This window comes from Pradoshia sp. Z4_20, assembly GCF_058216035.1.
On record NZ_JBZAJD010000008.1, the window covers coordinates 46,861 to 62,605 of the forward strand.

Below are 15,745 nucleotides of genomic sequence, written 5' to 3' on the forward strand. Positions count from 1 at the left end.
TTAGTAGGATAAACCATGGCCAAATGGATATAAAGTTTCCCCTTGCCCGTTCGGGATCGTGACAGGGAGTTTACCAGATGGATTTATTTCACCGAAAATGGCTGCTGCGGTTGCTTTAAAGCTTGCGGTACGAAACCCATATTGAGTGATATAAGCATCAACCTGGGGATAGGACATAATGTCATATGGATTACGAATCGCAACAGCTATAGAAGGTGCATCATAGTTGTCGATAATATCATTAATTCTCTGCATTTGAGGATGGGCAGGTAACCTCATTGCTACATTTGAAGTATGGCTACCAATAATAATATAATCCGCCTGACGAAGCTGCTCCTTCTGTGCATCGGTCAGTTGATAGCTAGAAGGAAGGGTAATTTCCTCAGTGTTGGCATGCTTTTCTTTAATAGCGTAATATAATTCTTGGTTGTAGGTCATACCGATAACGACAATCTTTCCGGATTCCTGCAAGTCATTTAAAGGCAGGAGCTGATTGTTATTTTTGACGAGGGTAATAGATTTCTCTGCAGCTGTTTTCTCAATCGCCTTATGCTCTGGTGAACCAACGGTCTCAAGCGCTTTTTCGATTCTTTCGTCAAGTGGCTCCGGTGATTCCTCCTTAAAGATGCCCCTTTTGATTTTCAGTGACAGTATCCGTTTTACGGATGCATCAATTCGCTTTTCTTTAATATCGCGATTTCTTACTGCATCAAGGAGCCCATTACGAACATCCTCTAGTCCAACGGGCATAAGTACAATGTCCGTACCTGCCTTAACAGACATGATGGCCGCATCGACAGTTCCATAATGCTCGGTGATAGCACCCATGTTCATGGCGTCTGTAACGATCAATCCATCATAGTCCATTTCCTCCCTAACCAATTCTGTCAGAAAGCGGTGGGAGAGAGTTGCTGGTATAGAGACTTCCTCACCGGTCTTTTTGGAAATCACTTTCGTGTCATCTACCTTCGGAAAGGTAATATGCGCGGTCATGATGGCATCAACACCAGCATTCATCGCTTGCTGAAACGGGTATAGTTCCACTTCCTTTAATCTCTCCATCTCATATGGAACTTCTGGAAGTCCAACATGGGAATCAACTGCCGTATCGCCATGACCTGGAAAATGCTTGGCCGTTGCAATCGTGCCTGTTTCCTGCATGCCATCAATATAAGCAGTTCCTAGTTCAGCGGTTAGTTTTGGGTCTTCACTGAAGGAACGGACACCAATGACAGGATTGTTACTATTATTGTTGACATCAAGCGATGGGGCAAAGTTTGTATTAATGCCAAGCGAACCGAGCTCCTCGCCAATGGCACGCGCAACATCTTTCGTGATTGTCACAGACCGTGTAGCTCCTAAGGCCATATTGCCGGGCATATCAGTTCCAGATTGCAGCCTGGTTACAATTCCACCCTCTTGATCAATTGAGATGAGCATCCCATATTTCTCGGAGGCGAGCTGATACGCATCCACGAGATGGGCGGTTTGCTCAGTCGTTACGACATTTTCGCGGAATAGAATAACTCCACCTAAGTCATAATCCTTAATTTGCTGTTCTATCTCCGGCAGCATTTCTGTCACATTCTTACCATCCCAGTTCCGGTAATCAGGCATGAGCATTTGTCCGATTTTCTCTTCTATCTTCATCTTGCTAACGGCATAATCAGCAAGCCGATATCGTTTATCCTTGATGGAGCGGAATGTTGCATTTCCCTTTTTATCCACCACCAAAAAGGCTGTGTCTATCTTTTTTCCCGATGTTGCAAGAATGACTGCCACTCCTGATTTCCCTGTAATTGTCAAGGTTCCATTAGAACTGATTTTCGCGATACGTTTATTTGCAACCGACCATTTTACCTTATTTGTCTTTGTAAAATGACCATCATGGTAGACGTTCACTGCCTTCATTTTGACACTGTTGCCGCTAATCGTTTTATCAACCTCATGCAGATTTTGATAGATTACAATATCTCGCACACCATCATTTGGATTAGCTGGTTTCTTAGTTTGGCTGCTGAATCCGGCCGTCAGGAATACACTCATCACAAGTATAATCAAGAACCATTTCCTATTTTTCAATATTAGCACCTCCCCATTTAATCTGTTCTACGTTCAAATCCATTGCTCTCGAATCTCAGTCGTTCCTTCTTTCCATTTGTTTTTATGCTTGCGTCTTGAACATACCAGCCGCGCCCGTTCACGCTTTCATCCGTTTTATAGGAAAAACGAATAAATTTCGTGCCGGCAGGAATGAGGACATTCTCCTTCTCCCATCCATTGCTTTTTCCTGTGAAGCTTTGAATACTTGTAAATGCTTTTCCGTCAGTCGACGTTTCCAAATATCCATAATCACTCTCCTCTTCAATCCGGAACCAGGTATCGAAACTCAAATAAGCATCTCTTTTTAGATTCACTTGAGCTGAAAGTGTGTTATCTAATTGATCTCCATAGCCCGCGAACCAAGCCATTTGTCCCTTTTTCACATTTATAGGTATGCTGTCTCCCACATCTCTAGCGAATGTTCGTCTGATTGGATTAATGGACGGTGTATTTCGGGATGGATGTACCCGGTTTGTAAGTACAATAGCAACAGTCTGATTAGATGGACTCATCACAAGAGCTGTACCGGTGTAGCCCGTATGGCCGGCGGTGAATGTGTCAGAAAGTGAATCCATGTACCAGCCCTGATTAAGCTCAAAGCCTAATCCATGGTCATTTCCTGGAAACGCAGTGTTATAGTTCTTCATAATTAAGTCAATCGTTTTCTTCTTTAGAATGCGTATCTTACCGTATTTACCATCATTTAAATATGCATGGGCGAGAATCCCTAAATCCTTGGCTGTGGAGAAGACGCCTGCATGACCAGCCACACCTTCAAGCGACCACGCATTTTCATCATGAACCTCGCCCCAGACAAGCCCTCTCCCTATCTTTGGCTGATATTCGGTTGCAGCTATACGTTTCTTTAATTTTGCCGGAGGATTATACATCGTATCCTTCATACCAAGCGGCTCTGTGATGGCTTTCTTAACAAACTCGTCCTGCCGGAGACCACTCCATTTCTCGACTAGCGCCCCAAGCGTTATCATGTTCAAATCACTGTATAAATAGGTGGTCCCAGGCTCGTTAATCAAACCATGTTGCAGTACGGACTGGATGCGGCTTTCTCGAGTGCCCTCTTGCATATAAAGAGGCATCCCAGCTGCAAAACCTGAAGTATGGGTTAAAAGTTGTCTGATTGTTATGTCTTCTTTGCTGTTTGCAGCGAATTGTGACAGATGCAACGCAACAGGGTCATCGAGTTGGAAAATTCCTTGCTCATAAAGCATCATGACCGCAGTAGTTGTAAAAAGCTTACTTATAGAAGCAATATCAAATATTGTATCCGCTTTCATTTTAAGAGGTGTTTCAATTTCCGTGAAGCCATCATCCTGATAGAGAGCCGCAAACCCATATGCAGCTTTTTGAACAATATGACCGCTTCGTGCCACAAAGGTGACCGCCCCTGGAATTAAGCCGCTTTCGATGTATTGGCCGATTGTCACATCTATGTCATCAAGTGCAGACTGCTTCATACCTGCCATTCTGGCATTTGAAGGTAGGAGTATCGGTAGCATTCGACCTGGTTCGTCCCAATATGAGGCATTGTCGGAATGTCCCTTAGCACTTGTCATCATTAGACCATCGGATGTGTTAAATGCAGACACAGTAATCATCGTGCTGAATGCAATTGAGGTGATTTTTTTCATATCGTTCCTCCTCTTTTTTTATCACAAAGCGAGTGAACAAAACGAAAGAAAGGTTGATGAAGGCTACGGAGATGGATCTTTGGGGATGTATCTAGATAGATTCCTCTCACTCGAGAATACATCCATCTTTCTTATTTTTCTATCCGGCATAAGTACTTACTTCCATTATTAACCTTAGGTCTATCTTAATGTAACAACAATTATTTCATGAAAAAATGACAAGTTTCTGCATATTCACCTCATTCTTATTGCTTAGTTTACCTATATGGATATATTCATAACTAAGAGATCATTAGTTTCATTTACTTATATCTAATTTCTCAGCTAACTATTTTTATAAAAAAATAGATTTCTATATAAAAAAAGAAACTGCCAGTAAGCAGTTTCTTTCATCACAATGTAAAAAACATGTAAAATTTTATTGAATCTGACTGGTCGAAACCATAGATCAGCAATATTTTCTAATTAAATCTCCCAATGTACGGTCTAGCGTGCCAATGTCCGACTTATCAAAAGTGAATTTAACAAACGATTCATCCATATTTAATGATTCAGCTAAGAAGCTTGAGAAACCTCTTGCTCTTCGGTCTATTTGAAGCAAAACTCTTGCTTCGTTTTCTGTCAGCTGGAATACAGCTTCTAGTTCATCTAGCTTTCTCGCAAATTCACCGGATGTAGCTTTGAATTCAAATTCCTGAACAAACGGTAAGCCGTTTCTAAAATACGAAGGAGTTTTTTCACAATCTACCTGACGTAAGCGGAATCCTAATCTTCCTGCAGCATCAATGAATTCTCTTACAAGCTGATGTGGCTTTATTTCCAAAAAGTCTTTATCTTGAGGGTCGATTGCCATTTTAATATCCAAGCCGGTTTGAATCCAAACACGGGTACTTCCCATTGTAACTGGTGATTCATAAGGAACATTCAACTGAAAGGGCACCACTTTTTCTTCATTTGGAGCGATTGTGAAGCGCTCAGTCAATAAGATTTTGTCCAAGGCAACAGAACGTCTTACCTTTTTATCATCAACTTCCACCACATAGTCAGTCATTAATGTTAAATAGATGTTATCAATATCCTGCTCGTTTTTTCCTCCCTTGATAAAAACCTCACCTTCGATTGACTCACCGACAATATAACTTTTTTTCGCAAGCCTCGTATCAACTTTGGCAGCACCAATACCTATGGATGACAGCAGTTTATCAAACATGATAATCCCTCATTTCCTTTTTATAAGTCTATTTTACTATACTTATCCGTAAAAATAACTAGTACAGAACAATTATAGATATTCAATGTAAAATATAATTAACTTATTGGGCAAAATCCCACTAGAGTTGATAGATAGACTGTATGAATACTATTGAAAGAGTTTATGCTAAGACTGTTATTTAGTTGGCCGGTGTTGATTCTAATATTTTTCAAATATCTTCTTTATTACACAATGGATCACCAACAGATTAATCTCTTTAATATTCTAGAAAAAATTCCTCTTTTAATACAAATGGCAATTTACAAAATGGGCGCTCTCTACTTCTATTCTTTTAGGCAAATGGTGTTTACAAATGTCCATCACTTTAGGACAGCGCGTATGAAATGGACATCCAAGCGGTGGATTTAATGGTGATGGAGGCTCGCCAAGAACTTCTATTCGTTCACTTTTAGTTTTCGGATCTACTGAAGGTACTGCAGAAAGCAGTGTCTGGGTATAAGGGTGTAACGGGTTATTATAAATATCATCAGTTACAGCTTCTTCTATTAAACTACCAAAATACATAACACCAACCCTGTCTGAGATGTGGCGAACTACACTTAAATCATGTGCGATAAAAATATATGTAAGCTGTAATTGCTTCTGTAATTCAATTAATAAATTTATAATTTGTGCTTGAACCGAAACATCCAATGCGGAAACAGGCTCATCACAGATGATTAACTCTGGTTCACAGATTAGTGCCCGAGCAATCCCTATGCGTTGTAATTGACCGCCAGAAAACTCGTGAGGGAATTTATATAAGCTTTCCGGTCCCATTCCTACGCTTTTCAGTACTTTAATGACCTTTTCTATTCGTTCTGATTTTGCGCCAACATTATGAATTGCAAGTGGCTCTTCTAAACTTTTTCCTATCCGTTTTCTAGGATTCAAGGATGAATATGGATCCTGAAATATCATCTGTAACATTTTACGATATTTTCGCATGTTCCTTTGGGATAGGCTTGATAAATTTATCCCCTTGAATACAACATCACCATTTGTTGGCCTTATTAAATTTAGGATGGTTCGGCCAGCTGTACTTTTACCACAACCTGATTCACCTACCAGACCATATGTTTCACCTCGTTCAATACATAGGGTGATATTATTGACTGCTTTTACAATCACTTTTTTTCCTAAGCTTTCATCTTTAAAATACTTCTCCAAATTATTCACTGTCAATAGAATATCTTTTGTATTATCATTCTGTTGCATATAATTCCCCCTCCTTTGCAAACAAACATCGGACACGATGATTTTCACTCAATACTTCAAATGGAGGATTCTTCTTTGTACACTCAGGGGTTACAATTGGACAACGAGGGGCAAATGAACAGCCGGCAGGTTTTTCAAATAAAGAAGGCACCATCCCTGGTATAATATGCAATAACTCTTTACGATTACCTTTTAAATCAGGAATTGATTTTAGTAACCCTATTGTATATGGATGCTTTGGATTAGAAAACAATGTTATGGCATCTGCCTCTTCTACTACTTGACCCATATACATAACAATCACTCTATCACAAATTTCCGCAACTACTCCTAAATCATGAGTAATCATTAAAATTGCCATATCTAATTCCTTGTTTAATTTCATTATTAGTTTAATGATTTGAGATTGAATCGTAACATCTAATGCTGTAGTAGGCTCATCTGCGATTAACAATTTAGGTTTACATGCCAGCGCGATAGCTATCATTATTCGCTGTCGCATACCTCCAGAAAATTTATGGGGATAGTCGTGTATCCGCTTTTCTGGTGAGGGGATACCGGTAAGTCGTAACAAATCAACTACTTTATTAGTGAGTTCAGACTTCGGAATATTTCGATGTAATACTAGTGCTTCCTTTATTTGATCACCTACCTTCATCAAAGGATTTAATGAGCTTATAGGATCCTGAAATATCATAGATATATCATTACCCCGTATGTCTTGCATTTTTCTCTCGTTAACTTCAAGTAAGTTTTCACCTTCTAATTCCACTTTACCTTCATAATTCACCAATCTGTCTTCATCAAATAATCTCATAATTGATTGTGCAGTCACACTTTTACCACAACCGGACTCACCTACTAAACCTACTACCTCACCCTTCTTTATCTGAAAATCTACACCCTTAACAGCACAAACATTTCCTCTTTCTGTTTTAAAACTTGTCTTTAATCCAGTAACATTTAATAAGACATTTGATGACATAATTCCCCTCCTTTGTTAAATTACTTTTTCATTTTTGGATCTAATAAATCCCGTACTCCATCTCCCATTAAATTCAGAGAAACGACGCTTAGTACCACAAATATTCCTGGAAATACGACCATCCACCATGCACTGAATATCACCAGTTTTCCATCATACAAGATATTGCCTAAGCTTGGATTGGGAGCTGGTACACCTACTCCCAAAAAACTTAATGCAGCCTCCAAAATAATAACTTCCGCAAAAATATAGGTTGCCTGTACTATAAGGGGAGATAAAGCATTAGGAAGTATATGTCCAAAAATAATACGTAAATCACTAGCACCTAATGACATCATCGCCTCAATATATGTTTGTTCGCGGATAACTATGGCCGCAGAACGGATAATTCGAGCAATATAGGGTGTGAAAACAATGGTCAAACAAATAACAACATTTTTAATATCTGGACCTAATATCGCCATAACAGCAATCGCTAATAAGATAGATGGAAAAGCCATAATTCCATCACATATCCTCATTAAAAGATTGTCTAAGAATTTGTAATAACTTGCATATAGTCCAACGAACAGACCAAAAAGAGTAGATAATATAGTAACAGAAAGCCCTATAATAAGAGAAATTCGTAAACCGTACAGTATTCTACTAAATAAGTCTCGTCCTAAATTATCCGTACCGAAGTAGTGATCGCCATTTGGTCCTACAAGCCGATTCATGGCATTTACTTCGATAGGTGTATACCTTACAATCAAGGGCGCAAGAATTACAATTACCGTAATCAACAGTAAAATTGATACTCCAGTGACAGCAGCCCTTGTTTTAAAGAAGCGGGTTAACTTTATTCTATTGCGCTTTTTCAGTTCTGCCTTTTGAACTTCTTTAATACTACTTATAACGTTTTCTTGCATTCGATATCACCCTTTCTTTTACGAACGCTTGGAGGACAATCTAACGCGAGGATCTATAATACTGTACAAGACATCAATAAATAAATTGATAAATACATAGCAAACAGTTATGAATAATACAATCCCCTGGATAACAGAATAATCTCTTCGTGTTACCGAATTGACTATAAGTTGACCTATCCCTGGTATGTTAAAAATTGTTTCCACTACAGCAGCCCCAGCTACTAAGGAGGCAAAAGATTGGCCAATGACTGTTAAAATAGGAATAAATGCGTTTCTTAAAGCATGATAATAGATAATCCTTTGCTCTTTCGCCCCCTTGGCCTTAGCTGTACGTATAAAATTTTGGCCTAAAATTTCAAGCATGGATGAGCGTGTCATTCTTGTTATTAGCGCTGCCTGAAGTAATCCCAATGATACGGCCGGTAAAGTCAAATATTTAATATGCTCGATAATACCTTGATCCAATGGTTTGTACCCAGCGACTGGCAGCCATTTTAGAAGCACACCGAAAATCATAACCAAGAACAATCCAGATAAAAAACTGGGTAATGAGATGCCAAATAACGAAGCTGATGTTAAAATTTGATCAATTATTGTTCCTTTTTTTCGGGCTGCCAATATTCCAAGTGGAATAGCAATAACAAGAGCTAAAATTTGTGCATAAATAGCTAAAGATAATGTTGCTCCGAGATATTGAAAAAGAATTTCAGACACAGGTTGGTTACTAAAATATGATGTTCCTAAATCTCCTTTGAAAATTCCAGTAATCCAAACGAAATACTGTGTAACAATGGACTTATTTAATCCCATCTCTTCCCTAAGATTCTCTATTTGCTCACCAGAAGCCTCTTGACCTAAAATTGTACGGGCAGGATCTCCTGGAATAAGGTGTATTAATGTAAAAACAATAATTGATACGATTATCAACACAGGAATGATAGAGAAGACCCTTTTCATTAGATATATCTGCATATTATTCACCTCGATATAAACCTTGCTGATATTCTACCAGCAAGGCTATCAAATTTTATTCAGTGACTTTAACATTCCAAAAAATAGGTCCTTGGAAGAATTCTAAATTACTCACTTTTTTTGAACGGCCAGTTAATGTATAAATATCCCCAAGACTCGTTATAGGTAAAGATTCCCACATATATCCTTGGAGCTCATCCCACGCAGCTTTAGCATCTTCTCTTGTCGTTTCATTATCAATCTTAACGATTAATTTTGAAATTTTTTTATCATCTGTCCACCCTGAGTACGTCGGACTTAAATATAAGTAACTCGTGGGTGTGGTTACGGGGCTATATGACATCACGTATAAATCAAATTTATCAGGGTCATTCTCAATCTCTAATTGAGTAGCCCAATCGTATACATCTATACGTACTTTTACTCCTATGCGTTCAAGCTGATCTTTAATTACGATTGTTGCGTTATAGAATTGCGGATATTCTTTATTAGTAACCATAACTAACTCTTCACCGTTGTATCCTGCTTCCTTGAGAAGTTGCTTTGCTATCTTTTCATTTTTTTGATTATAATGTTCACTCCCGCTTTCTGAAAACCAAGCTTCTTGTTCTTCAAACATATAACTTGAACCCATACGATAGAACTTTTCATTTGTCCCTGCACCCATCATAATTTCATCTATATCCAATGTGGCATTTATAGCTTGGCGCATCTTTTGGTTTGCCATTAAACCTGTTTTTTTATTGTATACAATCGTTAAATCTCCAAGCAGCTCTGATTCTGATGCTAAATCAGAGTTATTTTCAATCATATCGAAGTCATCATAGGAAAGGGAACGAGCAATATGATACTCACCAGTCTGCAAGCCAGCCAACCGAGTAGAAGCATCTGTGACAATATAGAAATAAAGATTGTTGATAAACAATTCCTTCGTACCAGCCAAACCTTGAGATGGAATATCTATAGATTGATAGTCTTTAAATTTTTTTAGATGAATGTATTGCTCAGATTTCCATTCAATAAAACTAAATGGCCCTGTTCCAATAGTTTCAGTAACACCATTAGCGGCAGCATTATTAATTACTTCTTCAGGCATGATTGATGCTAACTGTTTGGCTCCAGCAATCATAGATTGAAATTCTAAAACACCTTTAGATAACTGAATTTCTACTTTATAATCGTCAACCTTTTTAAAACGTGCATCACCAACTACTGATTGAATTGTACCGAAGTTATCTATCCAGCGATTCATGGAAGCAACTACATCATCAGCAGTTAACTCCTTACCGTTATGAAATTTAACACCTTTTCGCAAAATAAAAGTAAATTTTTTATTATCCCCCGATTGTTCCACTTTTTCTGCCAACTCCGGTACTACTTCATATTTGTCATTTAAAACAACCAGCTGCTCGTATATATTTCGCGAGATATCTCGGGTAATTCCCGCTGTTGTTATATGAGGATCTAATGTATTCGGCTGCGCGTTGATTGCAACCTTTAATTCTGTTGCTTGTTTTTTTACATTTGAATCAGTAGCTGATTCTCCGCCTGATGAACAACCACTTAGGACAAAAGCTAAAATTAATATCATAAATAATAAATTTTTCTTCATAATAAAATCTCTCCCTTATCTGAAAATTCATAAAATATAAAGCGTTTTTTTTCATAAAACTCGAATCATAATGCTATTTTAAGATGACTGAATTAAATTTAGACCGTGTCTAAGCGTTTAAATGGTCTTCCCATCTTTTTAGAATGGCCCTTCTTGACCACTAAAATTTCATTTTCAGCCAGCCTTTCTTTTTGAAGACTTCAACTGGAGTATTCAAAGAAAATTTACACCTCTCTTCTCTAGAGCGGATTTTGAACAAAGGTAGATTTAATTACTGATAATTTTAGAGAATCATCCTTCGTATGATACCATTTATAAAGCCATATCGATGACTATCCGCTTTGCCCTTCCTGATCTCAACAAATCAAAACCTTTGTTTATTTCATTTAGTGATATTCTATGGCTAATTAATTTATCAATAGGCATTAATCCTTTCTCATAAAGTTCTAAATATTTGGGAATATCCAGATACGGTAAAGAACTACCGATATAGGATCCCTTTATTATTTTTTCTTCAGTCGTTAAATTAATATATGGTATAAAAAGCTTACTTTCAAAATCCGGTAAACTGCTTGTAATATATGTAGCCCCTGGTTTTAGAAGCTTATAGGCTATATCAAATGCTTCTGATACACCTGAAGCATCAAAAACGAAATCTAACTTGCCTTCAAAATCATGCATTAATTGTCTAACAGAACTATGTTTAGAAGTATTAAATGAAAGATTTGCTCCCAATTCTTGAGCAAAAGCTAATTTTTCATCATTAATATCCATTGCAATAATTAGACTAGGTCCCATTACTTTACTGCCTAATAGCATGCTTAACCCAACACCGCCAAGCCCTACGATGCCAATATGACTTCCAGGAGGAATTTTTGCCGTGTTAATTACGGCACCTGCACCAGTAATTAATGCACATCCTGAAATAGCAACAACATCAAGTGATATTTTTTTAGGGACTTTAACGATTGAACGGGATGACATAATAGCATGTGTTGAAAAGGCAGATATACCAGCATGGTGTGAGACATGTCGGTCATCTACTATGATTTTCTTTTTGCCACTTAAAAGTGTTCCTTTTATATTTGCTTTTTTACCAAACGTACATAAAGAAGGTCTTCCCTTTTGGCAATACTCACATTGCATACAGCTCGCCAGAAAAATACATACAACATGATCACCTTTTTGGAAATTATGAACATCTTTTCCGGTTTTCATAATTATTCCGGATGCCTCATGCCCAAGGGCGATAGGATATGGTCTCGGGACTTTTCCATTAATAACAGATAAATCAGAATGACAAATTCCAGCGTATGCTATTTCAACTAGTACCTCATCATCATCAATATCATCTAGCTTTATATCCCTTACTTTTAGAGGTTTGCTTTTACTGTATGGAAATTCGATAGATGGATTATATAAAATTGCAGATTTCATCAAGACTCTCCTTTTTCTCAGCGTTTGTTACCACCCTTTATAACGGCTTTTGATACCTTGTTATATATATATTCTATAGAATAGCCAATATCCTATTTTATTAAAAAATCAGAATGGACATTTCACCTATCTTATACTAATATTCTTTATTGTATTTTTGTTCTGTAAATTCATATTACATTCTTCTCTATTAATCACCTTCAAAATACTTCAGATTGAAGATTAAATATATAGGATAATAAAAGGTATTGTTATTCTCGGTTTGTTTTATTCGTATCAAGAAATCAATTTTTGTTCTGACTGTAAAGGTTAATTAAGTTTTTAAACAAAATATATAAAGCGATCTCTTTTAAGAAGAGATCGCTTCATCCACAAGTCTTTCTTGTTCTACAATTTTATAATGCTGAAAAGCAATCGCAAATCCTGTGGTATTTGTTGAACTTTGCACATGTACGTTGGCATTATAGATGTCTGCAATACTATTAATCAGCCAAAGTCCAATACCTGCTCCACTCGTTTGCGCTTTAGCCGAATTTGTACGATAATACTTTCCAAAAATCTTTCCAAGATTATTATAATCTATACTCGAACCAGAATTTATGACTTCAATAACGATCTTTTTGGTCTGATTATACTCACGGATACCAATAAAGATGGAGGAGTCTTCTTTTGAATATTTTATGGCATTATCAAGCAAGTTTCTGATCATCAATTCGATTGAACCTTGGTCAATCCATATATGAATATTGGGGTTAATACTATACTTGAAATGAAATTCTCGATTAGGGTATTTTTTCTTATATTCCTCAAAAATAGGTTTGATTTTCTCGATTGGATTCAGCCAACTATCTGGAGGGGAACCCCCTAAATAATACATATCATAAATGATTTTTATGCTAGATAATAAGGAAGTGATATTTTCCGTTTCATTTATAACGGATTGAAGTTTCTGTTTCATTTCCTCATCTGCTTCAGGTAGCATATCCTCTATCAATTCAAGTTCATTCTTAATATTATGGGCTGGATTTTTAATTTCATGAACCATTTCATCAAGGAAGGATTTGGTCTCTTTAATCCCATCCTGCAGTTCCAACATCGTCGTATTGACTGCGTCAATCGTCTTTTCTATTTCTGGTATAACAGGCTTTTTGTATACGAAACTCTCTAAATGAAATCGTGACATTTTCATAAAATGTTCTCTCATTTTTATTAGAGGGGTATAGTAAAGATTTCTCATAATTTTATAGTTAATGAAAATTAAAAGCACTGATAGACTGATGAATAGCAAGCATTGAATAGTCACTATTTTGAACTCCTGCAAGAGAGCTTTACTAACATTACGGTAAGTAACGATCTCACCCTTAAAAGCATCTGTATTAACCTCATGGCCGATGTTGATTAAAATAGAATTACTTTCATTAAGTAATTTCAGATCCAAATTTTGTTTAATAAACACATTATAGACATCCCCTAAATCGACATGCATTAACAGTTTGTTTAACAATAATAATAAAAGACCATCGAAGCCTTCAACGTTATCGGCAAGTACTGTTGTGTCCTTATAATATAATGCCTTTGACTGAGTATCTTGATTATAAACATAGATATACTCGTTATCTTTTGGAATAGTTTGCAAAAAGTCAGTTAATTCTTCGGTATCAAGCTGATCTTCATACAGAGCATGTTCTAGCCAAATATGAGTTGGGAATAATTCAGATGCCTCTTTCCTAAAGAGAGTCGACATCCTGTTATAACCAAATAAAATAGTGGTAATAAACACCAGCGATATGATTGAAAAGTATGCAACTTGCTTAAACATTCGCTGATTATTTATCAAATTCTTTTTAAAACTAATCATTTTATATCTTAAGTGTTCCTTTCGCCTATTCAATTAAATTAACAGAGGATTTCATTATATCAAAATAATAATGCCTTTTTATATGTATTTAATTCCAGTCCTTTCGTTATGTATAAGCACCATCATTCATTAGAAAATTAGTTGAAAATGTGATTATGAAAGCAAAAATAAAACGCCGCTCCGATTGGAAAGACGTAATAAAAAAGGATATCTACCTAAAGAATATTTTTATAAATAGATAGAGCAGTCTGCAATTAAAAATTATTAATTTGATACACTATCAACAAGGAGGGCCCTTTAGTTTATACCTATACCTACAACTAATATTAATATAAAAAAGCCAACCCATATAAGGGCATTTAGAAGGATACCAAAAATCATGCTTACCATTTTTTTAGATAAAATAGCAAAGACGATTCCTGCTATAGATAAGATGGTAGCCATTAACAAATATATAATCAATTCCATTTTATTCCTTTTATTATTCAATATAATGCTGTCCAAAGTTAAGTTATTTAGTGTGTTCCTCTTTCCTCTCGTATGCTTCTGCAATTCCAATTAAAATATTTGCCTACATATTTCAATTATTTACTACCCATATACCTGGTTACTCTATCTCTAACTACGCAAATCTTAAGATAATTTGGTTAAATGTGAAGCATTTTGTAAATAGGTATTTCTTTACAGTTTTTTCTCCAACTGTTATGTTAGAGAAAATAATATACATTCTTTGTATAAGGGTTATTAGCTTATTGGATATGCGCTTAAATATTTTCAAAATTAATCCTTCTAAAGGGTTTTTTTCTTTGCAAAAAAACAATGGGTCATAAATCGCAGTAATTAGGAGCTGTTGATATGCATAGCATTGATAGTAGCATACATGTGTTTTTAGAAGGTGTTTCAACTCACATAATCTCTTCAGAAGATACTCTTGCAGATTTACGATTTAAAGACGCTACGAATACATATTCTGAGGAAATCAATAGTATGGTTAAAACTTGGCGAAAAACCCTTATAGAGATATATGGATTTTCAATTGCCCAAGAGCAAAACGAAACCTTTGCAGTTTTAAAAGAATGGGGAAAGGAAACCGTTGATTTACTCATAAACTTAAATTTATCACTTGCTGATGCAATAGAAGAAGTTAGATTTTATCGTGATAAAATTGGTGGTATCATCAAGGACCAAGCTAAAAAATATTCAGTAAGTCTGGACGTTTTCTATGAAATCATTTCTAAATTCGATTCAGTTGTTGATAAAGCGATACACTGGCTTAGTATTTCTTATTCTTCACAATACTCCAATAGAATCGTATTAGCGGAGAGGACTGCTTTTGAACTGTCTATTCCTGTTGTTAGGATTACATCCAATATCGGGATTATTCCAATCATTGGAGTATTAGACACTCAACGTGCAAGCCACTTGATGGAAAAAGCATTACAGGCTGGAAGTGAATATGATCTAAGTTATATTATTATTGATCTATCAGGAGTTCCGATTACGGACACAATGGTGGCTCATCAGATATTTAAAGTTATTGATGCATTGCGACTCATCGGTATCGAGACGCGCTTATCCGGTATCCGAATAGAAATTGCACAAACAATGGTAAACCTCGGAATTAAATTTACAGCTAAAAGCTACTCTAGCTTACATTTGGCTGTTAAAGATATCCTATGATCTCTCCCGGACATACAGTCGGGAGTATTTTTATTTAAAACAAAAAAGACACTCAAAGAATGTCTTAA

At 36.4% G+C, this 15,745-nt stretch carries 11 protein-coding genes; 1 reads left to right on the forward strand and 10 read right to left on the reverse strand.

Annotation, left to right across the window (positions count from 1 at the left end):
• The 10 genes from AC4BHP_RS15560 to AC4BHP_RS15605 all read right to left on the reverse strand — a co-directional run bounded on the left by AC4BHP_RS15560 (nt 1) and on the right by AC4BHP_RS15605 (nt 13,883).
• Nucleotides 1-2,085 carry a glycoside hydrolase family 3 protein gene (locus tag AC4BHP_RS15560; protein WP_262365990.1) on the reverse strand — a complete coding sequence of 695 codons (2,085 nt, stop codon included), beginning with the start codon at nt 2,083-2,085 and terminating at the stop codon, nt 1-3.
• 14 nt (nt 2,086-2,099) lie between these two features.
• Nucleotides 2,100-3,752 carry a serine hydrolase domain-containing protein gene (locus AC4BHP_RS15565; RefSeq protein ID WP_490553276.1) on the reverse strand — a complete coding sequence of 551 codons (1,653 nt, stop codon included), beginning with the start codon at nt 3,750-3,752 and terminating at the stop codon, nt 2,100-2,102.
• A 448-nt stretch (nt 3,753-4,200) separates the two neighbouring features.
• Nucleotides 4,201-4,962: a sporulation protein gene (locus tag AC4BHP_RS15570; protein WP_066103859.1), complete on the reverse strand. Its 762-nt coding sequence runs from the start codon at nt 4,960-4,962 to the stop codon at nt 4,201-4,203.
• A gap of 285 nt (nt 4,963-5,247) precedes the next feature.
• Nucleotides 5,248-6,222 carry an ABC transporter ATP-binding protein gene (locus AC4BHP_RS15575; RefSeq protein ID WP_140461448.1) on the reverse strand — a complete coding sequence of 325 codons (975 nt, stop codon included), beginning with the start codon at nt 6,220-6,222 and terminating at the stop codon, nt 5,248-5,250.
• Nucleotides 6,209-7,207, reverse strand: a complete 999-nt coding sequence (locus AC4BHP_RS15580; protein ID WP_490553279.1) for an ABC transporter ATP-binding protein — start codon at nt 7,205-7,207, stop codon at nt 6,209-6,211. The genes AC4BHP_RS15575 and AC4BHP_RS15580 overlap by 14 nt, the downstream gene beginning before the upstream one ends.
• A 20-nt stretch (nt 7,208-7,227) precedes the next feature.
• Nucleotides 7,228-8,115: an ABC transporter permease gene (locus AC4BHP_RS15585; RefSeq protein WP_140461446.1), complete on the reverse strand. Its 888-nt coding sequence runs from the start codon at nt 8,113-8,115 to the stop codon at nt 7,228-7,230.
• A gap of 18 nt (nt 8,116-8,133) precedes the next feature.
• A complete protein-coding gene (locus AC4BHP_RS15590; RefSeq protein ID WP_140461445.1) occupies nt 8,134-9,090 on the reverse strand; it encodes an ABC transporter permease in 957 nt (318 codons plus the stop codon).
• Between the two features lie 55 nt (nt 9,091-9,145).
• Nucleotides 9,146-10,702 (reverse strand): ABC transporter substrate-binding protein, encoded by a 1,557-nt coding sequence (locus tag AC4BHP_RS15595; protein WP_490553282.1) that lies wholly within the window; start codon nt 10,700-10,702, stop codon nt 9,146-9,148.
• Nucleotides 10,703-11,014: 312 nt separating this feature from the next.
• Nucleotides 11,015-12,139: an alcohol dehydrogenase catalytic domain-containing protein gene (locus AC4BHP_RS15600; protein WP_490553284.1), complete on the reverse strand. Its 1,125-nt coding sequence runs from the start codon at nt 12,137-12,139 to the stop codon at nt 11,015-11,017.
• A gap of 349 nt (nt 12,140-12,488) precedes the next feature.
• A complete protein-coding gene (locus AC4BHP_RS15605) occupies nt 12,489-13,883 on the reverse strand; it encodes a sensor histidine kinase (RefSeq protein ID WP_490553286.1) in 1,395 nt (464 codons plus the stop codon).
• A gap of 969 nt (nt 13,884-14,852) precedes the next feature.
• On the opposite strand from AC4BHP_RS15605, the gene AC4BHP_RS15610 reads away from it, so the two are divergent.
• Nucleotides 14,853-15,677 carry an STAS domain-containing protein gene (locus AC4BHP_RS15610; RefSeq protein WP_066103872.1) on the forward strand — a complete coding sequence of 275 codons (825 nt, stop codon included), beginning with the start codon at nt 14,853-14,855 and terminating at the stop codon, nt 15,675-15,677.
• Nucleotides 15,678-15,745: the final 68 nt, after the last annotated feature.